We start from the raw sequence: 24,264 nt of genomic DNA, 5'->3' as shown, positions 1-24,264 counted from the left end.
TCTCCTCTCGCACACGGGTCCGAGGGGATTCCTGCGGCGGGAGCCGTCAAACCGCCAGAGTCTGCAGGTACTTGGCGGTCGCCGGGTCCGCCGGCAGGAACGTCTCGATGGCGAGCTCGGCGACCGTGACGTCCATCGGCGTGTTGAACGTGGAGATCGACGACACGAACGACAGGACCCGGCCGTCATGCTCGACGAGCAGTGGCAGCGCGAAGTACGGGACGGGCTCGGCGGGATCGTCACCCGGCGCGTCCTTGGGCACCGGGTACGCGGCCACCTCCTCGTACAGGGCGCGCAGTTGGTCCGAGCGCTGCAGGGCGATCTGCCGCTCCATCTGCGCCAGCAGATGCCCCCGCCACTCGCGCAGATTGCGGATGCGCGGCGCGAGACCCTCCGGATGCAGGGTCAGCCGCATCGAGTTCGGAGGCGACAGCAGTGTCTCCGGCACGCCGTCGAGCAGCATCCTGATGCCCCGGTTCGCGGCCACGACCGTGTAAGCGGCGTCGACCACCAGTGCCGGATAGGGCTCGTAGCCCTGGATGAGGCGCTCCATGCCGTCGCGCAGCGCGTCCAGCGCCGGGTCGTCCAGCGGGGTCTCCGGATAGCGCGGGGCGTAACCGGCGGCCAGCAGCAGCGCGTTGCGCTCGCGCACCGGCACGTCGAGATGTTCGGCGAGCCGCAGCACCATCTCCTCGCTCGGCCGGGACCGGCCGGTCTCGATGAAGCTGATGTGCCGGGCCGAGGAGTCGGCGCGCAGCGCCAGCTCCAGCTGGGAGATCCGGCGCCGCTCCCGCCAGGCGCGCAGCAGCGGGCCGACGCCCTTGTCGACGGCGGAGGCGGTGGCGGACGCGGAGGGACCGGAAGCGACAATGGCCATACGTCCGACCGTAGTCGAGGAGTTGCTTCAGTTGCGCATGAACGAGCTCTGGTCGAAGCCGTGGCAACGGATCTCGTCCCCCCAGGCGTCCCTTCAGACCGCGGCCGTGTACCGGGCCAGGGTGCGCGGCTGTCTCCTCGGTGGCGCGCTCGGTGACGCGCTCGGCTACCCCGTGGAGTTCTCCTCCCTGGACCGGATCCGCGCCGCCCACGGCGCGCGCGGCGTCACCGGTCTCGTCCCCGGCGCGTACGGCGCGATCGGTCTGATCAGCGACGACACCCAGATGACCCTGTTCACCGTCGAGGCCCTGATCCAGGCGCACGCGCGGCAGCGCGAGAAGGGCATCGGCGGCGCCTGGCCCCTGCTGCTGCGTCAGGCGTACGAGCGCTGGCTGGAAACCCAGTCGAAGCCCGGCCCCGAGCAGCCGGAACCGCAGCCCGGCGCACCGGCCGGCGGCCTGGTCACCGAGGCCTGGCTGTACGCGCGCCGCGCCCCCGGCAACGCCTGCCTGTCCGGCGTGGCCCAGATGTACGCGCCCGACCCGGCGCTCCCGCTGGACGGCACACCGGGCGAGGTCAACCCCGACTCCAAGGGCTGCGGCACCGTCATGCGCTCGGCCCCCTTCGGCCTGGTGGCCCCCGCCGAGGAGGCCTTCGCCATGGCCGCGCGCGGCGCGCAGATCACCCACGGCCACCCCACCGGCTACTACGCGGCCGGCGCGCTCGCCGCGATCGTGGCGCACCTGGTCTCCGGGGAGTCCCTGGAAGGTGCCGTACTGCGCACGCTGCGGCTGCTGGAGCGGCACCCCGGCCACGCGGAGACCACGGACGCGCTGCGCGCCGCCCTGGACCTCGCGGCCGACGGGGCGCCGACGGCCGAGCGGGTGGAGTCCCTCGGCGCCGGCTGGGTCGCCGAGGAGGCCCTCGCCATCGGCGTCTACTGCGCGCTCGCCGAGCCCGCTGCCGAGCAGGCCCTGCTGCTGGCCGTCAACCACTCGGGCGACAGCGACTCCACCGGCTCGATCTGCGGCAACCTGCTCGGCACACGGTACGGCGACACCGGCCTGCCGCACGTCTGGGTGGCCCGGGTGGAGGGCCGGGACCGGATCGCCGCGCTGGCCGACGACCTCGCGGCGGAGTGCGCACAAGGCTGACGCGCCCGGCCCTGTGGTGGAGTGAGCGCCCGGCCGACGTGGCAGGCTGAACCCGTACCCCGCCTTCCCGCCGCCTCGAAGGGAGACCCGGCCATGGCCGTCGAACCGCTGTCGCAGAAGGAGATCGAGGACCGGCTCGCCGAGCTGCCCGGCTGGTCGGTCGACGACGGCCGGCTCACCCGCTCCTACCGCCTCGGCTCGCATGTCGCGGCGGCGGCGCTGGTCATGCACATCGCCGCCGTCCAGGACGAACTGGACCACCACTCCGACCTCACCCTCGGCTACAACACCGTCTCCCTCAGCGTGAACACCCACAGTGCGGGCGGCGCCGTCACCGAGAAGGACTTCGATCTCGCCCGCAGGGTGGAGGACATCGCCCCAGGCCACGGCACACACTGAGGGGCGTGCTCGACTACGACAAAGAAGCGGACGCCTACGACGCGTCCCGGGGCGGCGAGGCCCGCGCCGCAGCGGCCACCGAGGCGATCCTCGGCCTGATCCCCGACGGTCCGGGCCGTCTCCTCGACGTCGCCTGCGGCACCGGCATAGTCACCCGCCGGCTGGCCGCCGGCCGTCCCGCGCTGCGGGTGACGGGCGCGGACCTGACCCCCGCCATGGTCCGCATGGCGGGGGGCCGGCTGCCGGGTGCGGTCGTCCGGGCCGACAGCCGCCGCCTGCCGTTCCGTACCGGCACCTTCCAGGCGGTCACCGGCATCTGGCTGCTGCACCTGCTCCAGGACGCCGCGGACGTCCGTGCGATCGTCGCCGAGTGCGCCCGGGTGCTGCGGCCCGGCGGGGTCTTCGTCACCACCGTCGACAAGGCCGCGGCGCACGACGTCGGCAGCGACATCGACGCCGTCCTCGCCGCCCGTCCGCGCCGCCCCGCGCAGGACGCCGCCGCCACCGTCACCGCGCACGCCGTACGGCACGGGCTCCGGCCGGCCGGCGAGACCACGTTCCCCGGCGTCGGCCAGGGCCGCAGCCCCCGAGCCACCATCGCCGACCTGCGCCGCGGCTGGTTCACCCAGCTGCCACCGGGCGAGCCGCACACCGAGGAGTTCGCCGCGCGCCTGTCCCGCCTCCCGGACCAGGACCGCCCCCGCCCGGACCCCGTCTTCCAGGTGCGGGCCTTCACCAAGCCCACAGGCCACTGAGGACCGCAACTCCGAGCGGTTCACGACTGTTTGACGGCCCTTCACTTCAGCGGACCTGAAGACCTCGGGGCGGCCCCCTACGCTCCTACCTGCCCGAGCAAAGACGACCGCCTGAGCAGTAGACAACCCCCCGCGCTGTCCTGACCGCTCCCACAGGAGGTCCACCATGTCCTTGCTGTCCCGCATCAAGCGCTCGCGCCGGGCGCTCCCCCTCGTCACCGCCCTCCCCGCCGCCCTGTTCGGAGTCTGGGCCGCCGCCCCGGCCGCCCAGGCCGCCACTCTCCCCGCCCCCGATCACGTGGTCGTCGTGGTCTTCGAGAACCACTCCTACGAGCAGGTCATCGGCAGCTCCAGCGCCCCGTACCTGAACAACACCCTGAAGGCCGGCGGCGGCAACCTCACCAACTCGTTCGCCATCACCCACCCCAGCCAGCCGAACTACCTGGACCTGTTCTCCGGGAACAACCAGGGCATCACCAACGACAACTGCTACACCCCGCAGTTCAGCAGCGCCGCGAACCTCGGCTCCGAGCTCATCGCCGCCGGCAAGACGTGGGGCAGCTACAACGAGGGTCTTCCCTCCCAGGGCTCCACGGTGTGCACCAACTCCGCCACCAAGTACGCCCGCAAGCACAACCCGTGGTTCGCCTTCAACAACGTCCCGCTGACCACGGCGCACACCTTCACGCAGTTCCCGACGGACTACACGACCCTGCCCAAGGAGTCGTTCGTCGTCCCGAACCTGTGCAACGACATGCACGACTGCTCCATCAGCACAGGTGACACCTGGCTGCAGAACAACCTCGGCGCCTATGCCACCTGGGCCAAGACACACAACAGCATCCTCGCCGTCACCTTCGACGAGGACGACAGTTCGCACAGCAACCACATCGCCACCGTGTTCTACGGTGCGCACGTCGCGCCGGGCAGCTCCACCTCGACGCACTACAACCACTACGACACGCTGCGCACCCTCGAAGACCTGGCCGGGCTGACCACCCATGCCGGAGCCGCGGCCAACGCCTCCGACATCAGCGGCATCTGGAACTGACCTCGGCAGGACCGCCGCCTCCCGGGCGGCGGTCCGTCCAAGTCCTCAGCCGGGGGCCGCTCCAGATCCTTCCAGGTGCCGGGATCGTCTTCTTTTTGCGGCACCGGCAACGAAACTGGCGTCACCTCGTGCGCCGTCGCACTCTGGCCGCATCCGAGCGAGAGGCTGAGCGACATGGCACACGCCCCCCAGGCCCACCACCACGGGCACCCCACACAGCACGGCCACGGTCACACCCACGGGCACGCCCACGGCGGCGACGTCGACTGGGCCGCGTTGGCGGCGCTCCTGGATGCGGAGGCCGAGGTGTCCGCCCCCGCGTACGCGCGCGCCCTGGCCTGGCTGGGCAAGGAAGTGACCGAGCCGGGACTGATCGTGGACGCGGGCAGCGGGCCCGGAGTGATCGCCTGCCTGATGGCGGAGACGTTCCCCGGCGCGCGGGTGGTCGCCGCCGACGCCTCCGAACCGCTTCTGGAGCGCGCCCGGGACCGGGCCGCCCGCCTGGGCTTTGCCGACCGCTTCGACACCCTCATCGGCGAACTGCCGCAATCCCTGGCCGGGTTGGAGTATCCGGCGGACCTGCTGTGGGCCAGCCGCAGCCTGCACCACCTCGGCGACCAGAGGGCCGCGCTCGCCGCGTTCGGCGCCCGGCTCGCTCCCGGCGGCACCCTGGCCATCCTGGAGGGCGGCCTGCACGTCCGCTATCTGCCCCGCGAGATCGGCTTCGGCCGTCCCGGACTGCAGGCCCGTCTCGACGTGGCCCAGGAGGACCGCTTCGCGCGGATGCGCGCCGAGCTGCCCGGCGCGGTCGCCGAGACCGAGGACTGGCCCGCCCTCCTGGCCGCGGCCGGCCTGAAGCACACGGGCACCCGCAGCTTCCTCCTCGACATCCCCGCCCCGGTACCGGACCGGGTCCGTGCCTTCGTCGTCGGCGCGCTGACCCGCACCCGGGACATCCACGCCGACGCCCTGGACGCCGAGGACCGGACCACCCTCGACCGCCTCCTCGACCCCACCGACCCCGGCAGCCTCCACCGGCGCCCCGACGTCTTCGTACTGGCGGCCCATACGGTGCACCGGGCGGTACGGCCGGTGTGACCGGGCGCGGGGCCGCTGCCGCCGACGGCGCTTGACTTCGAGAGTTCTCCAAGTGATGGAATCCCGGTCTCACCGACACACAGGGGGACCGCACATGAACGACTCTCCGGTCGCACTCGTCACCGGCGGCGCCACCGGCATCGGCGCCGCCGTCGCCCGGCAGTTGCTGGCCGCCGGCCACCGGGTCACGGTCACCGGCCGTACGGAGGCCCGGCTGCGGGACTTCGCCGAGGGCCTCGGCAATCCCGAGGAGCTGCTGACGGTCGCCGGTAACGCGGCGGTGTTCGACGACATACAGGATGCCGTCGACCGTACGCTCAAGGCATACGGCCGACTGGACACCGTCGTCGCCAACGCCGGCTTCGCCACCCATGACACCGTCGCCGAGGGCGACCCGGCCGGCTGGACCGAGATGGTGCTGACCAACGTCCTCGGTCCGGTTTTGCTCATCCGGGCCTCAGTGGAGGCGCTGAAGGAGTCGCGCGGCCGGATCGTCCTCGTCGGCAGCGTCGCCGGGTTCGTGAACACCCCGGGCAACATCTACGGCGCCACCAAGTGGGCGGTCACCGGGCTCGCCGAGAACACCCGGCGTCAGGTCACGGAGTTCGGGATCGGTGTGACGCTGGTCGCCCCCGGCCGGGTGGAGACCCCGTTCTGGGACGGGCTCGGCAGCCTGCCGCCGGGACACCTGCTGACCGCCGACCAGATCGCCGACTCGGTGGTCTGGGCGATCCGGCAGCCGGCCGGGGTCGACGTCAACACCGTGGTCGTACGCCCGCTGGGTCAGCCCAACTGACGTAAGGCGCCGGTTAGTTGTTTGCGAGGAACTGCTTGGCCAGCTGGTCGCCGAGAGAGACCGCGGCGCTGTGGCTCTCGATGGGGGAGACCCTGGAGTTCTTGAACAGGATGTAGGTCACGCCCGAGTCGGCGCCGCCGGTCTTCGGGTCCGGATCGATGCCGAGTGCCTTGGCGGTGGCGTACGACGCCTCGCCGATGATCTTCGTGGGGCCGGTGTCGCCGACGACGGCGTACTCGACCTTGTTGTTGTAGATGACGGCGACCACGCCACCGCCCTTGATGCCGGCGCTGGAGTAGTTCCAGATGCCGCTGGAGCTGGGGACGACGATGTACGGGAGCGATTCCGCCTTCAGCGGCTTGCCGTCGGACTGGTGGAAGGCGGTGTCGTCCTGGTACCAGGGGTCGCGGTTCTCGTTGCAGTTGGTGGTGCGCTGGCCGTCGCAGTCGATGTCCATGTCGGCTTTCCAGAACACCGCGCCGTTCTTGCCGCACACGGGGACCGTGGCCGACGTCTCGTCGTCGGTCTTGTACTTGCCGTTCGATATCTGCGAACAGGACTTCACCTTGGCGAGCAGATCTGCCGCACTGACCGAGCCCTCCTGGGCGGAGGCCGGAGCGGTCCGCGTCGCCGAGCCGGCGGACGCGTGCGCGGGCAGCACCCCGGCGGCGAGCAGGGCGGCCCCGGAGGCCGCGGCAAGGGTCAGGGTTCGAAGGCGCACTGTGGGGCCCTTCTGTTAGGAAAGTTTCCTTACCAGGTGCCGTACACGGTGGACCCGTCTGCATGTCCTCGTCAAGTCTCCAGTTGCGGGCTCCCGAAAGCTGTGCGTATTGCGGTGATTTGAGACCGTGGCAAAACTGAAGGGGACGACTTTTCCGGATATGTCTGCCGCGTTGGTCGGCAGGGTCGCCGCTCCGGGAGGCGAGGCGCATGTTCGTACGCACGGTGTACGCGACCGGCGATCCGGCGCAGCTGGGCACGGCCGTGGGGGCCCTGAACACGCGGGGGCACGACCTGCTGGAGGAACGGCCCGGCTATCGGGGCGCGGGTGTCTTCGTCGACCGTGACCTCGGCAAACTGCTCACGGTCAGCTGGTGGGAGTCCGCGGAGGCGCGCCGCAACAGCGACGAGGTGATGAGCGCCCGGAGGCCGGAGCTGCTGCAGCCCTTCGCCGGTACCGTCGCGGTCGAGAACTACGAGGCCGCCGTCTTCCACCGCGCGCACCGGCCCGTCACCGGCGGCAGGCTGCGGGTCACCCGGCTGGAGTTCGACCCGGCGGACACGGACCTCGCCGCCGACACCTTCCACGCCGGCGCGCTGCCCCGGTTGGAGGTCCTGCCCGGATTCGCCGGCGCGGCGCTCTTCCTGGACCGCGAGCGCGGCCGCGGCATGGCGGGCGTCCTCTTCGCCGACCGCGCGTCACTCGCCCTGTCCCGGTCCGCACAGGCGGCGATCCGGCGCGAGGGCGCGGCCAAGGCGCATGTCTCGGTGGTCGCCCTGGAGGAGTTCGAGGTCCTTCACGCGGACGTGCGGGGCGACTGAGCGGGCCGGTGGGGGGTGGGCGCGTAGCCGGCCGGGGCGCCGGGGTGGGCGCGGGCGGTTCTGCGCGGGCCGGGGTATGGGCTGGTGCGGGGTGCGGGGTGCGGGGTGCGGGGTGCGGGGTGCGGGGTGCGGGGTGCGGGGTGGCTGGGCGCGCCGACGCGTGGGGTGGCTGAGTTCGCCGATGCGTGGGGTGGCTGAGCCCGCCAACGTGCGGGCGCGTGGTCGGCCGGGCGCCGGGGTGGCCGCGGGCGGGTCTGCGTGGGCCGGGGTATGGGCGGGTGCGGGGTGCGGGGTGCGGGGTGGCTGGGCGCGCCGATGCGTGGGGTGGCTGAGCCCGCCGACGTGCGGGGTGACTGGGCGCCCCCGTGCGTGGGGTGACTGGGCAGCGCCGATGCGTGGGGTGGCTGAGCCCGCCGACGCGTGGGCGCGCGCCCGGCCGGGGCGCCGGGGTGGGCGCGGCCGGGTCTGCGTGGGACCGGGGATGAGCTGGCGCGGGGCGCAGGGCGCGGGGCGCGGTGGTGCGGGTGCATGGCCGACAGGGGGCCCGGGTGTCGGGTTGAGTGCGGTCGGATCTGTGCGGGGCCGCAGTCCGGAACGGCGTGGGCGCAAGGCGCCGGGTTGGGGTCGGCGCGCATGGGTCGCGAGCCGTACTGGGGCTGAGGCGCCGCAGGTCACGCGCATGGCGCGCCGGGCGGCGCCCCCGGACCGCGCACGGCCGCCCGCCCCGCCGCCCGGACGGGACGCGCGGCCGTGTGGTGCGCGGTGGGTGTCGGGCCGGTCCCTTCCCAAGGTGCCGGGGGCAGCTCGTAGCCAGGGCGACGGGGGTCAACCCATGCCGGAAGTGATGGGTGTCAGCCCATGCCGAACGTGGCCGGGTCGGGGCCCAGGCGCCGGTCCTCGTTGAGCGCGCTGATCGCCGCGAGGTCCTCGCCGTCCAGGCTGAAGCCGAAGACCTCGATGTTCTCCTTGATCCGGGACGGGGTCACGGACTTCGGGATCGCGATGTTGCCGAGCTGGATGTGCCAGCGCAGCACCACCTGGGCCGGAGTGCGGCCGTGCTTCTGCGCGATGGCGACGATCGCCGGCACCTCCAGCAGGCCCTTGCCCTGGCCGAGCGGCGACCAGGCCTCGGTCGCGATGCCCTGCTCGGCGTGGAACTCGCGGGCGGCGTGCTGCTGCAGATGCGGATGCAGCTCGATCTGGTTGACCGCCGGGATGACGGAGGTCTCGGCGATCAGCCGCTCCAGGTGCTCGGGAAGGAAGTTGGACACGCCGATGGCGCGGACCCGCTCGTCGGCGAGCAGCTTCTCGAACGCCTTGTAGCTGTCGGTGGACGTGCCGCGGGCCGGCAGCGGCCAGTGGATCAGGTACAGGTCGAGGTAGTCGAGACCCAGCTTCTGCAGCGACGCGTCGAAGGCGCGCAGCGTGGCGTCGTACCCATGGTCGCTGTTCCAGAGCTTGGTGGTGACGAAGATGTCCTCGCGGGGCAGTCCGGAGGCGGCGATCGCCTTGCCGGTGCCCTCTTCGTTGCCGTAGATGGCCGCGGTGTCGATGCTGCGGTACCCGGCCTCCAGCGCCGTGGCGACGGCCCGCTCGGCCTCGTCGTCCGGCACCTGCCACACGCCGTAGCCCAGCTGGGGCATCTCGACGCCGTTGTTGAGGATGATCGGGGGGACCTTGCTGCTCACGAGCCTCGTGATCCTTAGGTTGTCGACAAGTGGTACTCCATGGTCAACGATCACGCGCCGCGGCGCATTCCTTACGGCACGAACCGCCTCGACTGACCGGTCAGTCAGTTCCCGGAGCGGAGATTGGCCGGAAACGCATCCGACGTTTTCGGTCCGGACCATTGACCGGAGCCCTTCGTCCCGCGACTCTGTATCGCGCCACCGGACGTGTCACTGAACCCGGTGCATGCATGTGAACGCGCCCTGACCAGGCCCCGTCTTCACTCCGGCTCCCTTCTGAGACTCCCCACCCTCAGGAAAGCGGGTACGCACCCATGAACGAGAACCCTTCGCAGTCTGTCCCGACGCACCACACCGCCCCCCAGACATCCGATGAAAAGGTCTGGAAAAGCCCTGGTTACCACATCGTGGAGACCGCGCTGGAGGTGACCGCGTACGCGCTGGCCGACCGGCGTCCGCCCGAGCCGCCCCCGGCCGCATGACCGCGGCACCACCGGAGCTCGACGGCCGCGCCGCCTGGCCGGCCGCCGAGTTCACCGAGCGGCTGCGCGCGGTCACCGCGACGCGCTACCACGACCGGCACCCCTTCAACCAGCGGATGCACCGCGGCGAACTGACCCCCGCGGAACTGCGCCGCTGGATCGCCGCCCGCTTCCACTACCAGCGGCACATCCCCGTCAAGGACGCGCTGATCCTCGCCAAGCTCGACCGGCCCGAGGAGCGCCGCGCCTGGCTGCGCCGCATCCACGACCAGGACGGTACCGACACCGACTCCCTGGAGGGCGGCGGCATCGAGCGCTGGCTGCGGCTGGGCGAGGCGGCCGGCCTCGCCCGCGAGGAGCTGTGGGACACCGCCCGGGTGCCGCCCGCGGTGCGGTTCGCGGTGGAGGGGTACGTCACCTTCTGCCGGCGGCGCCCGCTGCTGGACGCGGTCGCGGCCTCGCTGACCGAGCTGTCCGCCCCGGATCTGATGCGCACTCGCATCGCCGCCTTCGAACGCCACTACCCGTGGATCGACCCGGCGGGCCTCGCCTACTTCCGCACCCGCGTCACCCAGGGCGCCCGGGACGCCGAACAGGCCCTGGCCCTGGTCCTCGCCCGGGCTCGCACCCGCGAGGAGCAGGAACGGGCTGTCGGGGCACTGGAGTTCAAGTGCGAGGTGCTGTGGGCCCTGCTGGACGCGGTGGACCGGAGCGAGCCATGACAGCGGCGCCGTCGGCCTCACTCGCCATGTCATGGCGGCCCGTCCTCGCCCGAGGGGTGGTGCTGCGCCGCGACCCGGTGCGGGACGCCGACCTGTTGCTGCTGCCGGAGCGGGTGGTGGTGCTCGACGGCAGTGCGGGCGGTGTGCTCCGGCTGTGCGACGGGGTGCGGGACGTGGCCGCCGTCGTCGCCGAGCTGGCCGTACGCCATCCCGCCGCGCCCGTCGCCGCCGAAGTCCCGGAGTTCCTCGGCCGGTTACGCAAGGAGGGCTGGCTCAGATGACCGCGCCTCCCGATCCTCCCTGGGCCCTGCTCGCCGAACTCACCCACGCCTGCCCACTGCGCTGCGGCTACTGCTCCAACCCACTCGAACTGGTCGGCCGGTCAGCCGAGTTGTCCACGGACCAGTGGTCGGAGGTCTTCCGGCAGGCGGGCGCCCTCGGCGTCGTCCACACCCATCTGTCCGGCGGCGAGCCGCTGCTGCGGCGGGACCTGCCCGACCTGGTGGCCGCCGCCGACGGCGCGGGTCTGTACACCCAGCTCGTCACCAGTGGGGTGGGTCTCGGTGCGCGGCGGCTGGCCGAGCTGACCGGGGCCGGGCTGCGCAGTGTGCAGCTGTCGGTGCAGCATGCGGACCGTGCTGCCGCCGAACGCATCGCGGGGGCAAGGTCCTTCACGGCGAAGGAGCGCGCCGCCCGGCTGATCCGCGAGGCCGGACTGCCTCTGGGGCTGAACGCCGTGCTGCACCGCGGCAACCTGGACGACCTCGACGGCCTGATCCGGCTCGCGCTCGACTGGGGCGCCGACCGGATCGAGCTGGCGAACACCCAGTACCACGGCTGGGCGGCCCGCAACCGCGCCGCGCTGCTGCCCACACCCGCCCAGATCGAACGCGCCCGCGCCCGAGTGGCCCACTGGCGTGAACGTCTGGGCCAGTCACTGGAGTTGGTGTGGGTGGCACCCGACCTGCTGGACGCCACCGCGAAGCCCTGCATGGGCGGCTGGGGTGCCGTCTCGCTCACCGTGGCCCCGGACGGCACGGTGCTGCCATGCCCCGCGGCCGGCACCCTGCCCGGCTTGGACCGGCCGAACGTGACGAACCGCGAACTGGCCTGGATCTGGCGGGACTCGAGATCCTTCAACGCCTTCCGGGGCGAGTCCTGGATGCCCGAACCGTGCCGCGGCTGCGCCCTGCGCACGGCCGACCACGGCGGCTGCCGCTGCCAGGCATACGCCCTGACCGGCGACGCCACCCGCACCGACCCCGCCTGCCGGCACGCCCCGGACCGCCACCTCGTCGACGCGGCGGTGCTCGGCGCCGCCCGCGCCCCGCACTCGCCCGCGTACGCCTACCGAGAAGGACCACCGTGATGACGCCGACGCCCGCGGGCGGCGCCGTCCGGCGGCGTCACCCGCACGGACTCAGTCTGTCGGCACGCCCGGGACAGTCACCTCGTGGACGCGGCGGTGTTCGGCGTCGCCCGCGCCCCCGCACCTACCCGCGTACGCCTGCCGAGCGGGAGGCCGTTGAGACGCCGGCGCCCGCGGGCGGCGCCGTCCGGCGGCGTCACCCGCACGGACTCAGTCTGCCGGCACGCACGGAACCGCCGGCCACCTCGCCGATAACGCGGTGCGCGGCGTCGCCCTCGCCCCGGATCCGCCCGCGTACGCCTACCGAGAAGGAGCACCGTGAGACGCCGACGCCTGCGGGCGGCGCTGACCGCCGCCGCACTCACCATCGTCACCCTGGCCGCGCTGCCCGCCGCCGTACCCCCGGCGAACGCCGCCCCCGCCTTCACCCGTCCCGTTCCCACCGGCGCGCCCGCCCTGACCCGTCCAGTCCCGGCCGCCGCCCTCACCCGTCCGGACCCCGCCGCCGCCCGTGACTGGTCCGCGGCCGTCGTCGACTCCACCATGGCGCGCTACACGCCGGTCAACATCGGCGGCTGGTCGTACCCCGTGGGCCTGTACCTCTACGGTCAGTACCTCGTCTACCGGCGCACCCACGACCCGCGCCTGCTGTCGTACATCAAGGCCTACGTCGACCGGTTCGTGCGCAGCGACGGCACGATCGACCAGTCCTTCAACAGCCTCGACAGCATGCAGGCGGGCCGGCTGCTGGTGATCCTGCACCACGAGACGGGCCAGGACCGCTACCGCAAGGCCGCGCAGCGGATCCGCGACCGCCTGAACAGCTATCCGCGCACCTCCGACGGCGGCTTCTGGCACGCCGACACCAGCAGCCGGGCGCACCAACTGTGGGCGGACGGCGCCTACATGGTGAACCCGTTCCTGGTCGAATACGGCAGGGAGTTCGGCGACGGCGCGTACACGAACGACGAGGCCGCCAGGCAGCTGTCCGTCTACGGCGGTCATCTCCAGGTGGCAAACGGCCTGTTGCGGCACGCCTACGACCAGTCCAGGTCGGCGAGCTGGGCCGACCCGGCCACCGGACTCGCCCCGGAGCACTGGTGCCGTGCCGTCGGCTGGTACGCAATGGCGCTGGTCGACGTCCTCGACGCGATCCCCGCCGACCAGCCTCGGCGTCCCCAACTCCTCCAGACATTGGGCAAGTTGGCCACCGCGCTGGAGAAGTACCAGGACCCGGCGTCCGGGCGCTGGTTCCAGGTGATGGACAAGGGCTCCCGGCCGGACAACTGGACCGAGACCTCCTGCTCCAGCATGCTCACCTACGCCCTCTCCCGCGGCGTCCAACAGGGCTATCTGGACCCGCACTTCAACGCGGTCGCCCGACGTGGCCACCAAGGCGTGCTGGCCCGGCTGTCGGTCGGCGCGGACGGCCGTACGAACCTGGCCGACATCTCCGTCGGCACCAACGTCGGCGACTACGCGTACTACGTCGGCCGCACCCGGGCCACCAACGACTTCCACGGGCTCGGAGCCTTCCTGATCATGAACGAGCAACTGCGAGGTGATTGAGTGTCATGAGCACGTCCAGAAGGACCGTACTCGGTGCCGCGCTCGGCGGCGCCGCCGCGGCCGTGACCGGCCTGCCGGCCACCGAGGCCCACGCCGCCTCCTGGCAGCTGAAGTGGTCACCGTCCGCGCGCACCGACGGGCTCGGCGCCTTCGAGACCGTCGAGGACGACCGCGCGCACTCCCACCCCGCCGGCCATCCGCACATCTACGCCACCGGCGACAACTGGCGCTTCAACATCCACACGGTCGACCGGGACACCTCCACCGACCGCCAGCGCCAGGAGGTCACCGGCCTGCGCACCGGCGCCGACACCTACCTGAACTGGACCGAGGGCCAGACCTGGCGGGTCACGTACTCGATGTACATCCCGAGCACCCTGAAGGCGACGACGACCTTCACGCACATCATGCAGATGAAGCAGCCCGGCACCGGCACCTCCCCGATCGTCGTGCAGTCGCTGCGGCGGGTGAACGGAGTGCAGACCATCGAACTGCGGCTCGCCATCGACGACATCCTCGTCGGCCGTACGAATCTCGGCCCGCTGCACGACACATGGACCGACGTCGACTTCCAGATCAAGGTCGGCAACGGCACGGCCGGTTCCGTCCGCTGGATCCTCAAGAGCGGCTCCACGACCGTCATCGACAAGTCGAAGTCCGGTGTCGACACCTTCCTCGCCGACCGGGTGCGCCCGAAGTGGGGCATCTACCGCTCCCTCGGCGACACCTCCGGATCCCTGCAGGACACCTACCTGCTGCTCACCAACCTGCGCGGCTACCAACTCGCCTAGAGGAGCCGGTCTCATGAAACCCCTCATCGCCGACCCGAGACGCGCGGCGGCGATCGTGCTGTTCGTCCTCGCCGTCGTCCTCGGCCTCACCCAGCCCGCCGCCCTCGCGGCCCCGCACCCCGCCACGCCACCCCGGGCAACCGTGTACGACGTGCGCGACTACGGCGCCAAGGGCGACGGCTCGACCAATGACACCCCCGCCATCGACAAGGCCATCACCGCGGCCAACGCGGCGGGCGGCGGCACCGTCCACTTCCCGGCCGGCACCTACAAGTCCAAGAACACCATCCACATGAAAAGCCATGTGACGCTCCAGCTCGACAAGGGCGCCACCCTCCAGGGCTCCTCCGCCGGCACCTACGACCCGCCCGAGTCCAACCCGAACGACAGGTACCAGGACTACGGGCACAGCCACTTCCACAACGCGATGATCTACGGCGACCGGCTGACCGACATCGGCTTCACCGGCGGCGGGGTCATCGACGGCGCCGGCAACCTGATCACCGGCAACCCCAAGTCCGGCCAGGCCGACAAGATCCTGTCGCTGACCCGCTGCGACGGACTCCGGCTCGGCGACGGGCTCACCCTGCGCCGCGGCGGCCACTTCGCCGCCCTGATCAACGGCTGCACGAACGTCGTCTCCGACCATCTGACCATCGACACCGCGAGCGACCGCGACGGCTGGAACGTCATCTCCACGACCAACGCGACGATCACCAACGCGCACATCGCGGCCAACGACGACGCCCTGGTCTTCAAGAGCGACTACGCCCTCGGCGCCAAGCTTCCCAACGGCCATGTCCGCGTGAGCGATTCGGTGCTGTCGGCACGCTGCTGCAACGCCCTGATGTTCGGCTCCGAGACCTGCGGCGACTTCAGCGACTACCAGTTCGAGAAGATCCGTGTCGAGGGCGCCGACAAGTCCGGGCTCGGCATGGTCTCCATGGACGGCGCGAAGATCTCCGACGTCCACTACCGCGACATCACCATGACCAATGTGCACTCGCCGATCATGGAGAAGATCGGCACGCGCAAACGGTGCGGAAACAGTCCGGGTGTCGGATCGATCAGGGACATCACGTACGACAACATCACGGCCACCGGAAACAGCCCGTCCTTCAGCCCGACCCTGTGGGGCGAGGACGGCCACCGCATCAGCGACGTCACCTTCAACAACGTCGACATCACCGTCCCCGGCGGCAACGGCACCGTGTCCACCGGTGTGCCGGGCAACGACCCGAAGGACTACAACCCGAACAGCATCGGGACCCGGCCGGCGTACGGCTGGTATCTGCACGATGCCGACGGCGTCACCTTCACCGACAGCTCGGTGAAGTTCGCGGCGGACGACGGCCGCCCCGCCCTCATCGCCAACTCGGCGAGCGGCATCCGGCTGACCCGGTTCACCGCGCAGAAGGGCGGCAACTCGCCGCACGACCTCGGGTTCCAGTCCGTCACCGGCTACTGCGTCAGCGACAGCCACACCACCACCGGCGGCGCCCTCCGCGTCTCGGCCACCGGATCCAGCCAGAACTGCGCCGCCCCGGTCCGCCCGCGCGACGTCGAGAACCCCCGCCAGGCCTTCCTCCGCGCCTCCGTCGGCGGCCTCTTCCTGCACTGGGGGCTGCGTACCGCCCCCGCCCACACCAGCTGCACCGCCTGGGAGAAGGACGTCACCAGCGGCGGCTGGACGCCGGACTACTGGGTGAACGAGGCGCGGAAACTGCACACGCAGTACATCGTGCTGGCCACCTTCCACAGCCGGCTCGGCTACGCCCGCCCCTGGCCGTCGAAGATCCCCGGTTCCTGCTCCACCAAGCGGGACTTCCTCGGTGAGCTGATCAACGCCGCCAAGGCCAAGGGCATGAAGGTCATCCTCTACATGACCGACGACCCCCAGTGGCACGACGACGGCGGCCACGAGTGGCTCGACTCGGCCGCCTACTCCGCCTACACGGGCAAGAACATCGACCTGACCACCCGCGACGGCTTCGGGCAGTTCTCCTACGACAACTTCTTCGAGGTCATGGACCGCTACCCCGACCTCGGCGGCTTCTGGATCGACAACGACAACGCGTACTGGGAGAGCCACAACCTCTACGCGCAGATCTATCAGAAGCGCCCGAACTACACGCTCAGCAACAACAACGAAGACACGCCGATCATGGACATGATCAGCAATGAGCAGAAGACGGGGATGACGCCCGCCTACGACTATCCGCAGGCGATCTACACCGCCCAACCCCGCTTGACGGAAGCGGACTTCAAGCTGCCCTCGACCGGCGCCTGGTGGTACGACGGCTCGAACCCGACCGTCGACAAGAAGCTCACGCTCGGCCGGCTGATCACCAACGCCGGCTCCTCGGTGAAGGCGCTCATGGCGGAGACCGCCGAGCTCAACGGGAAGTTCCCGGCGAACCAGGCGGACTTCAACAACTTCGCGAATTCCTACCTCGACAAGATCTGGGAGTCCCTGCACGGCACCGAGGGCGGCGGCTACATGTACGGCGGCCTCAAACCCGGCTTCTGGAACGACGGCGCCCACGGCGTCACCACCATCGCCAAGGACGACCCGAACCGGCAGTACATCCACGTCCTGACCCCGCCGAGCACCGGCACCCTGCGCATCCGCGACAACGGTTACCGCATCGCCTCGGTCACCAACCTCCGCACCGGCGCGCCCGTTTCGTGGTCGCAGTCCGGCGGGGTGCTCACCCTCAGCGGCCTCGGCGGCTGGGACCCGTACGACACCGTCTTCAAGGTGATCACCGCGGGTCGCCAGGGCATCGCGACCGGCGTCAAGGTCACCGCCGGCGCGTCCGCGAGCGGCCATCCCGGCTCCGCCGCCGGCGACGGCGACCACCTCACCTACTGGGACAACGACAAGACGCTCCCGGTGAACCTCACCTTCGACCTCGGCACGGCGAAGAAGGTGCAGTACCTCGGGCTGAACCAGCGCGAGGACTCCGTCGCCTACGCCCGTTCCGCCACCGAACAGTCCGCACGGATCAAGGACTACAAGGTCTACCTCAGCGACGACGGCAAGAACTGGGGCAGCCCGGTGAAGACCGGCCAACTTCCCAGCGCACGCGGGATCCAGGGTATCGACCTGACCGCCGCCACGGCCCGCTACGTCCGCCTGGAGATCGACACCACCTGGGCCGCCGCCACCGACAGCACCCGCTACCAGCGGCTGCGGATCGACGAGGCCTGGATCGGCACCTCCTACGCAACCCCCGCCCCGAAGGGACGTCCATGACCCGGCTCAGAACCCTGACGATGGCGGCGGCCGGACTGCTCGTCGCCGCCGCGGTGCCCCTCACCGGCGCCGCCCACCCCGCGGCCGCCTCCGACAACGGCCAGTCCCCGCGGCCCGCCATGGGCTGGAGCAGCTGGAGCTTCGTACGCCGGCAGCCGACCGAGGCCAAGATCGAGGCACAGGCCGACGCGCTGGTCTCCGGCGGTCTGAGGAACCACGGCTTCGTCTACGTCAACCTCGACGACTTCTGGCAGAAGTGCGACGACAACGGCTTCGTCGTGGACGACTTCGGCCGCTGGGCCGTCGATACGGCCAAGTTCCCGGACGGCATCAAGGCCCTCGCCGACCACATCCACGCCAAGGGCCTGAAGTTCGGCTTCTACGTGACGCCCGGCATCGCGAAGAACGCCGTCCTCAAGAACACGCCGATCGAGGGAACCTCGTACCACGCGAAGGACATCGCGGACACCTCGAAGGCCGAGAAGAACTACAACTGCAAGAACATGTACTCCATCGACTACTCCAAGCCGGGCGCCCAGGAGTTCGTGAACTCCTGGGCCAGGCAGTTCGCCTCCTGGGGAGTCGACTACCTGAAGATCGACGGCGTGGGCAGCCAGGACGTCCCCGACGTCCGGGCCTGGGACAGGGCGCTCCGCGCCACCGGACGGCCCATCAACTTCGCGCTGTCCAACAACCTTCCGATCGCCGACGCGTCCACCTGGCGCACACTCGCCAACAGCTGGCGCACCCAGGGCGACGTGGAGTGCTACTGCGGCCCCGGCTCCAACGGCAGCGGCTATCCGCTCACCGACTGGTCCCATGTCGCCAAGCGGTTCGACTCGGCCGCGTCCTGGCAGCCGTACGCCGGCCCCGGCGGCTGGAACGACCTGGACTCCCTGGAGATCGGCAACGGCGACCAGGTGGGCCTCACGGCCGACCAGCGCCGCTCGCACCTCACGCTGTGGTCGATGGCGGCGGCCCCGCTGCTGCTCGGCACCGACCTCACCCACCTTGACCCCGTCGACAAGGCGATGCTCACCAACGACCGGCTGATCGGCGTCGACCAGGACGGGGTCGCGGCGAAACGGATCGTGAACAGCGGTGTCCAGCAGGTCTGGAGCAAGCGGGAGAGCGACGGCGACTATGTGGTGGCCCTGTTCGACACCGGAACCTCCGGCAGCGCCACGGTCACCGTGAACTGGTCCCAGGTCGGCTTCACCGGCTCCGGTGACGTCACCGACCTGTGGTCCGGCTCCCACAAGGGCACGGTCGCCGGCTCCTACCGCGCGACCCTCCGCCCCGGCGAGACCCGGCTCATCCGGGTCAGGCCCACCGCCTCCGCGCAGACGCTCGCGGCGTCCCCCGGCATGGCCGTCGCCCCGTACGAGTACCTCGGCTGGGGCGATCCGCCGGACCCGACGCAGGTGATGGCGGCGACCGGCGTCAAGTGGTTCACCCTCGCCTTCGTGCTGTCCGACGGCACCTGCAACCCCAAGTGGGACGGCAGCCGGCCGCTGACCGGCGGCAGCGACCGGTCGGCGATCGACCGCATCCGATCCGCCGGCGGCGATGTGATCGTCTCCGTCGGCGGCTGGAGCGGCGCCAAGCTGGGGGAGAAGTGCTCCAGCGCCTCCGCACTGGCCGGCGCCTATCAGAAGGTGATCAACGCCTACCGGCTGAAGGCGCTCGACATCGACATCGAGAACACCGAATGGTCGAACGCCACCGTCCGCCAGCGTGTCGTCGACGCCCTGAAGACCGTGAAGGCGAACAACCCCGGCCTGAAGACGGTCATCACCTTCGGCACCACCACCAGCGGCCCCGACGCGACCGGCGTCGACATGATCAAACGCGCGGCAAGGTCCGGCCTGGCGAACGACGTCTGGTGCGTCATGCCGTTCGACTTCGGCGGCGGCACCACGACCATGGGCACCCTCACCACCCGGGCCATGGACGGCCTCAAGGCCCGGGTCAAGGCGGCCTACGGCTACGACGACGCCACCGCCTACGCCCACATCGGCCTGTCGTCGATGAACGGCAGGACGGACGACTCCGGTGAGCGCGTCCGCGTCGCCGACTTCCGGACCATGCTCGCCTACGCCCGGCAGCACCACATCGCGCGCCTCACCTACTGGTCCGCCAACCGCGACCGCCCCTGCGGCGCCGGCACCGACGGCGACTCCTGCAGCGGCGTGTCGCAGCAGCCGTACGACTACCTCAAGGTCTTCACCCAGTACACGGGCTGAGGGAAAACAAGGGGAAACACCCATGCGTCTCAGAAGAGTTCTGCCGTACGGCCTCGCCGTGGCCCTCGCACTGCCCCTCGCCGGGCTCAGCCAGGGCACCGCCCTCGCCGCCACCGACTACCAGGCCGAGGACGCCCTGATCTCCCAGGGTGCCGTCGCCACCAACCACACCGGCTACACGGGCACCGGCTTCGTCGACTACACCAACGTCAAGGGCTCCTACGTGGAGTTCACGGTCAGCGCGGCCGCCGCCGGGCCCGCGTCGGTCACCCTGCGGTACGCCAACGGCACCACCGCCGACCGGCCGATGGACCTGTCCGTCAACGGCACCGTGGTCGCGCCCGCCGTCTCCTTCCCGGGCACGGCCGACTGGAACACCTGGGCGGCCGAATCCGTCAACGTCACCCTGAAGGCGGGCAGCAACAAGATCCGGGCGACGGCCACCACCGTGAACGGCGGCCCCAACCTCGACCGCATGAGCCTCGGCACGCCGTCCGACACCCAGGCGCCCACCCGCCCCGGGCAGCCCTCCTGCTCGGACATCGGCGAGGACCGCCTGACCCTGGCCTGGGGCGCGTCGACGGACGACGTGGGCGTCGCGGCGTACGACCTCTACGAGCACGGCAACAAGATCGGCGAGGCGGCGGGCGACGCGACCTCGAAGACACTGACCGGACTCGCCCCGAACACCACCTACGACCTCACGGTCATCGCCCGTGACGCGGCCGGCAACACCTCGCCCGCCAGCCCGGTCGTCGACTGCACCACCCGGCCCAGCTCCGACACCACACCGCCGACCGCGCCCGGCACCCTGCACACGGCCGATGTCACATCGAACACGGTCGACCTCACCTGGGGCGCCTCGACCGACGACCACGCGGTCACCGCCTACGACGTGCGCAGCGACACCACCGTCTACAAGACCGTCACCAGCGGTACGTCCACCACCCTCACCGGGCTCGCCTGCGACAGCCCGTACAGCCTGAACGTCGTCGCCCGGGACGCCGCCGGCAATGTCTCCGCGCCGAGCAACACGGTCACCTTCACCACCAGGGCCTGCGCCACCGACGGCGGTGTCCCCTCCTCCATCGCCACCCTCTCCACCGGCTGGACCATCCCCTGGGGCACCTACTGGCTGCCCGACGGACAGTCCGCCCTGGTCACCGAGCGGGACGACTTCCGGGTCTGGAAGCTGACAAAGAGCGGCACAAGGACGCAGGTGGGCACGGTCCCCAACGCCGTCACCACCAACGGCGAGGGCGGTCTGCTCGGTGTCGCCGTCGACCCCAAGTGGGAGACCGACCACTACGTGTACTTCATGCACACCGCCGCCGAGGGCAACCGGGTCGTCCGCATGGCCTACGACGGCACGACGCTCAGCGACTACAAGGTGCTGCTCCAGGGCATCAAGAAGAACCGCTACCACAACGGCGGACGCCTCGCCTTCGGCCCCGACGGCTACCTGTACGTCTCCACGGGCGAGGCCCAGCAGCCCGACCTCGCGCAGGACAAGAACTCCCTCAACGGCAAGATCCTGCGCATGACCACCGACGGCAAGCCGGCCCCCGGCAACCCCTTCGGCAACTACGTCTACTCCTTGGGCCACCGCAACCCGCAGGGCCTCGCCTTCGACCGCAACGGCAGGCTCTGGGAGGCGGAGTTCGGCAACAGCTCCAAGGACGAACTCAACCTCATCAAGCCCGGCGCGAACTACGGCTGGCCCACCTGCGAGGGCAGCTGCAACGTCGCCGGCATGACCAACCCCAAGGCCACCTGGAACGTCTCCGAGGCCTCACCGAGCGGCATCGCCATCGTCCGCAACGTGATCTACATGGCGTCCCTGCGCGGCGAACGCCTGTGGCGGATCCCCATCAACGGCGACACCGAGAGTGTGGGCACCCCGAGCGCGTACTACGTCGGCACCTACGGCCGGCTGCGTACGGTCACCAAGGTCCCGGGCGCCGACCAGCTGTGGCTGTCCACCACCAACTGCGACAACAACGGGGGTGCCGCCGACGGCTCGGACAAGATCTTCAAGGTGACGATCAGCTGACGCACCATCAGGAGTATCACGTCCGGTAGAGGGCCTCGACCTCGTTGTCGTACGCCTTCTCGATCGCCTTCCGCTTCAGCTTCAACGACGGTGTCAGCAGGCCGTGTTCCTCGGTGAACGGCTGCGCCAGTATGCGGAAGGTACGGATCGACTCGGCCTGGGAGACGAGGGTGTTGGCGGCGACCACCGCCCGCCGCACCTCCGTCTCCAGGTCCGGGTCGCGCACCAGCTGGACCGGGGTCATCCGCGGCTTTCCGCGCATCTGCAGCCAGTGCTCGACGGCCTCCTGGTCCAGGGTGACCAGGGCGGCGATGTAGGGGCGGTCGTTGCCGACGACGATGCACTGGTTGACCAGCGGATGCTCGCGGACCCGCTCCTCCAGCACCCCGGGGGAGACGCTCTTGCCGCCGGAGGTCACCAGGATCTCCTTCTTGCGGCCGGTGATGGTCAGATAGCCGTCGTCGTCGAGCGCACCGAGGTCGCCGGTGGCCAGCCAGCCGTCGTGCAGGGTCTGGTCGCTGGCCTTCGGGTTGTTCAGGTAGCCCTGGAAGACGTTTCCGCCGTAGAGCCAGATCTCCCCGTCGTCGGCGATGTGCACGGTCACGCCGGGGATGGCCTGGCCGACGGTGCCGTAGCGGGTGCGCTCGGGCGGGTTGGCGGTCGCCGCGGCCGTCGACTCGGTCAGGCCGTAGCCCTCGTAGATCTGCACACCGGCGCCCGCGAAGAACAGGCCCAGCCGGCGGTCCATCGCGGAACCGCCGGACATCGCGTTGCGGATCCGGCCGCCCATCGCCGCGCGGACCTTGGAGTACACGACCTTGTCGAAGAACTGGTGCTGCATGCGCAGCCCCGCCGACGGGCCGGGCCCGGTGCCCCACGCCTTGGCCTCCACGGCCTCCGCGTACTTCACCGCGATGTCGACCGCCTTCTCGAACGGCCCCGACTTGCCTTCCTTCTCCGCCTTCCGGCGGGCCGAGTTGAACACCTTCTCGAAGATGTACGGCACCGCGAGGATGAACGTCGGCTTGAACGCCTGCAGATCGGGCAGCAGGGCGGCGGCGTTCAGCTGCGGCTGGTGCCCGAAGCGGACCCCGCCGCGGATCGCGGCGACCTCCACCATCCGCCCGAAGACGTGCGCGAGCGGCAGGAACAGCAGGGTGGAGGCCTCGTCGTCCTTCTTGGTCTGGAACACCGGCTGCCACCGCTGGATCATCGTGTCCGCCTCGTACATGAAGTTGGCGTGTGAGAGGACACAGCCCTTGGGGCGGCCGGTGGTGCCCGAGGTGTAGATGATCGTGGCGACCGAGTCCGGGGTGACCGCCTGCCGGTGCCGGTGCACCAGCTCGTCGTCCAGATGCGCCCCGGCGTCGTACAGCTCCTGCACACAGCCCGAGTCCAGCTGCCAGAGCTGGCGCAGCTGCGGGAGCCGGTCGATGACCGTGGCGATGGTCATCGCGTGGTCCTCGTGCTCCACGATCGCCGCGGACACCTCGGCGTCGTACAGCATCCAGAAGCACTGCTCGGCCGAGGAGGTGGGGTAGACGGGCACCACCTGGGCGCCGATCGACCACAGGGCGAAGTCGAACAGGGTCCACTCGTAGCGGGTGCGGGACATGATGGCGACGCGGTCGCCGAAGCGGATACCGCGCGCGAGGAGGCCCTTGGCGAGGGCCATGACCTCGTCGCGGAACTCGGTGGAGGTCACGTCCCGCCACTGCCCGGCGGCGTCCTTGCGGCCGAGAGCGACGTGTGTCGGGTCCGTCCGGGCATGCTCGAAGACCACGTCGGCCAGACCGCCCACCGGCGGCGCCGTCGTGAGCGGCGGGTTGGTGAACTCGCGCAAACCTCGCTCCCCGATCCTCGCTGCTTGGTCATGCCCGTGACGCTCGGCACAGCGCGGTGAAAGCTACCCCACGCCGTCACCGCGCGGGAGGGGGTAGGAAACCCAGCAAACCTCACGTTTCCCCCGGGCGGTGACCGGAAAATGCCCGCACATGGGGAAGGGCCGGACATGATACTGACGGGTCAGTAAGTTTCGGTGCCGTAATCTCCACCGAATCTGTACGCGGGGATTACGGCGCACACCGTATCGATCGGCGCATACGAGGCACGGTCCGGGCCGGAAGCGGGAGGGTGGCGGGGGGCCGGCCGCGCCGTTTCCGCGCCGGGTCGAGCAGCTGACGGATCCGGTGCTGCGGCTACGGGCCTCGGCCGACCCGTCGCCGCAGCCGCTCCCCGCCCGCGAGGACGGCGGTGGCCAGCGCGTTCGCCGCTTCCTCCGCCGTGCCCCGGGGATCGGCGCATACGAGGCACGGTCCGGGCCGGCCGCGCCGTTTCCGCGCCGGGTCGAGCAGCTGACGGATCCGGTGCTGCGGCTACGGGCCTCGGCCGACCCGTCGCCGCAGCCGCTCCCC

21 protein-coding genes are annotated in these 24,264 nt (G+C 70.8%); 17 read left to right on the top strand and 4 right to left on the bottom strand.

The window, feature by feature from the left end:
- Positions 1-46: 46 nt before the first annotated feature.
- Positions 47-877 (bottom strand): helix-turn-helix domain-containing protein, encoded by an 831-nt coding sequence (locus tag ACZ5NH_RS25220; protein WP_468778256.1) that lies wholly within the window; start codon positions 875-877, stop codon positions 47-49.
- 37 nt (positions 878-914) lie between these two features.
- Between ACZ5NH_RS25220 and ACZ5NH_RS25215 the strand changes: the two genes are divergently transcribed.
- From ACZ5NH_RS25215 to ACZ5NH_RS25190, 6 genes are all read left to right on the top strand, one after another.
- Entirely contained in the window at positions 915-2,030 is a 1,116-nt protein-coding gene (locus ACZ5NH_RS25215) for an ADP-ribosylglycohydrolase family protein (RefSeq protein ID WP_468778455.1), read from the top strand.
- A gap of 93 nt (positions 2,031-2,123) precedes the next feature.
- Positions 2,124-2,429, top strand: coding sequence for a 4a-hydroxytetrahydrobiopterin dehydratase (locus ACZ5NH_RS25210; RefSeq protein WP_388633859.1), 306 nt, complete (start codon positions 2,124-2,126; stop codon positions 2,427-2,429).
- 5 nt (positions 2,430-2,434) lie between these two features.
- Complete coding sequence (locus ACZ5NH_RS25205; protein WP_468778255.1) at positions 2,435-3,184, top strand: class I SAM-dependent methyltransferase; 750 nt, start codon at positions 2,435-2,437, stop codon at positions 3,182-3,184.
- A 166-nt stretch (positions 3,185-3,350) separates the two neighbouring features.
- Complete coding sequence (locus ACZ5NH_RS25200) at positions 3,351-4,235, top strand: alkaline phosphatase family protein (protein ID WP_451555152.1); 885 nt, start codon at positions 3,351-3,353, stop codon at positions 4,233-4,235.
- Between the two features lie 174 nt (positions 4,236-4,409).
- Entirely contained in the window at positions 4,410-5,333 is a 924-nt protein-coding gene (locus tag ACZ5NH_RS25195; RefSeq protein ID WP_468778253.1) for a class I SAM-dependent methyltransferase, read from the top strand.
- 94 nt (positions 5,334-5,427) lie between these two features.
- On the top strand, positions 5,428-6,129 hold the full coding sequence (locus tag ACZ5NH_RS25190) for an SDR family oxidoreductase (RefSeq protein WP_468778252.1): 702 nt from the start codon (positions 5,428-5,430) through the stop codon (positions 6,127-6,129).
- A gap of 13 nt (positions 6,130-6,142) precedes the next feature.
- Here the strand turns inward: ACZ5NH_RS25190 and ACZ5NH_RS25185 are convergent, their stop codons facing one another.
- The gene (locus ACZ5NH_RS25185) at positions 6,143-6,850 is read right to left on the bottom strand and encodes a glycoside hydrolase family 75 protein (protein ID WP_468778250.1); all 708 of its coding nucleotides are present in this window, start codon (positions 6,848-6,850) and stop codon (positions 6,143-6,145) included.
- Between the two features lie 209 nt (positions 6,851-7,059).
- Here ACZ5NH_RS25185 and ACZ5NH_RS25180 point away from each other — a divergent pair, with 209 nt between their 5' ends.
- Positions 7,060-7,671 carry a hypothetical protein gene (locus ACZ5NH_RS25180; RefSeq protein WP_388633873.1) on the top strand — a complete coding sequence of 204 codons (612 nt, stop codon included), beginning with the start codon at positions 7,060-7,062 and terminating at the stop codon, positions 7,669-7,671.
- Between the two features lie 851 nt (positions 7,672-8,522).
- Here the strand turns inward: ACZ5NH_RS25180 and ACZ5NH_RS25175 are convergent.
- On the bottom strand, positions 8,523-9,359 hold the full coding sequence (locus ACZ5NH_RS25175) for an aldo/keto reductase (protein WP_468778248.1): 837 nt from the start codon (positions 9,357-9,359) through the stop codon (positions 8,523-8,525).
- 314 nt (positions 9,360-9,673) lie between these two features.
- Here ACZ5NH_RS25175 and pqqA point away from each other — a divergent pair, with 314 nt between their 5' ends.
- From pqqA to ACZ5NH_RS25130, 9 genes are all read left to right on the top strand, one after another.
- On the top strand, positions 9,674-9,841 hold the full coding sequence (pqqA, locus tag ACZ5NH_RS25170; protein WP_468778246.1) for a pyrroloquinoline quinone precursor peptide PqqA: 168 nt from the start codon (positions 9,674-9,676) through the stop codon (positions 9,839-9,841).
- Entirely contained in the window at positions 9,838-10,563 is a 726-nt protein-coding gene (gene pqqC, locus ACZ5NH_RS25165; protein WP_468778244.1) for a pyrroloquinoline-quinone synthase PqqC, read from the top strand. The genes pqqA and pqqC overlap by 4 nt, the downstream gene beginning before the upstream one ends.
- On the top strand, positions 10,560-10,844 hold the full coding sequence (pqqD, locus tag ACZ5NH_RS25160) for a pyrroloquinoline quinone biosynthesis peptide chaperone PqqD (RefSeq protein ID WP_451554684.1): 285 nt from the start codon (positions 10,560-10,562) through the stop codon (positions 10,842-10,844). Before pqqC ends, pqqD begins: the two co-directional genes overlap by 4 nt.
- Entirely contained in the window at positions 10,841-11,932 is a 1,092-nt protein-coding gene (gene pqqE / locus ACZ5NH_RS25155) for a pyrroloquinoline quinone biosynthesis protein PqqE (RefSeq protein ID WP_468778242.1), read from the top strand. Before pqqD ends, pqqE begins: the two co-directional genes overlap by 4 nt.
- Before the next feature lie 318 nt (positions 11,933-12,250).
- Entirely contained in the window at positions 12,251-13,501 is a 1,251-nt protein-coding gene (locus tag ACZ5NH_RS25150; RefSeq protein ID WP_468778241.1) for a glycoside hydrolase family 88/105 protein, read from the top strand.
- A 5-nt stretch (positions 13,502-13,506) separates the two neighbouring features.
- Positions 13,507-14,292: a Tat pathway signal sequence domain protein gene (locus tag ACZ5NH_RS25145; protein ID WP_468778239.1), complete on the top strand. Its 786-nt coding sequence runs from the start codon at positions 13,507-13,509 to the stop codon at positions 14,290-14,292.
- Positions 14,293-14,305: 13 nt separating this feature from the next.
- Positions 14,306-17,551, top strand: a complete 3,246-nt coding sequence (locus tag ACZ5NH_RS25140; protein WP_468778238.1) for a glycosyl hydrolase family 28 protein — start codon at positions 14,306-14,308, stop codon at positions 17,549-17,551.
- Entirely contained in the window at positions 17,548-19,797 is a 2,250-nt protein-coding gene (locus tag ACZ5NH_RS25135) for an alpha-galactosidase (protein WP_468778236.1), read from the top strand. The genes ACZ5NH_RS25140 and ACZ5NH_RS25135 overlap by 4 nt, the downstream gene beginning before the upstream one ends.
- A gap of 22 nt (positions 19,798-19,819) precedes the next feature.
- A complete protein-coding gene (locus ACZ5NH_RS25130; protein ID WP_468778235.1) occupies positions 19,820-21,850 on the top strand; it encodes a PQQ-dependent sugar dehydrogenase in 2,031 nt (676 codons plus the stop codon).
- A gap of 16 nt (positions 21,851-21,866) precedes the next feature.
- Here the strand turns inward: ACZ5NH_RS25130 and ACZ5NH_RS25125 are convergent, their stop codons facing one another.
- Entirely contained in the window at positions 21,867-23,693 is a 1,827-nt protein-coding gene (locus ACZ5NH_RS25125; RefSeq protein ID WP_388633905.1) for an AMP-dependent synthetase/ligase, read from the bottom strand.
- A 346-nt stretch (positions 23,694-24,039) separates the two neighbouring features.
- On the opposite strand from ACZ5NH_RS25125, the gene ACZ5NH_RS25120 reads away from it, so the two are divergent.
- A partial coding sequence (locus ACZ5NH_RS25120; RefSeq protein ID WP_468778234.1) for a hypothetical protein occupies positions 24,040-24,264 on the top strand: 225 nt, incomplete at its 3' end.

This window comes from Streptomyces sp. NPDC031426, from assembly GCF_055581585.1.
Note: the sequence above shows the minus strand (reverse complement) of the source record. Positions and strands in the feature narration are given on the sequence as shown.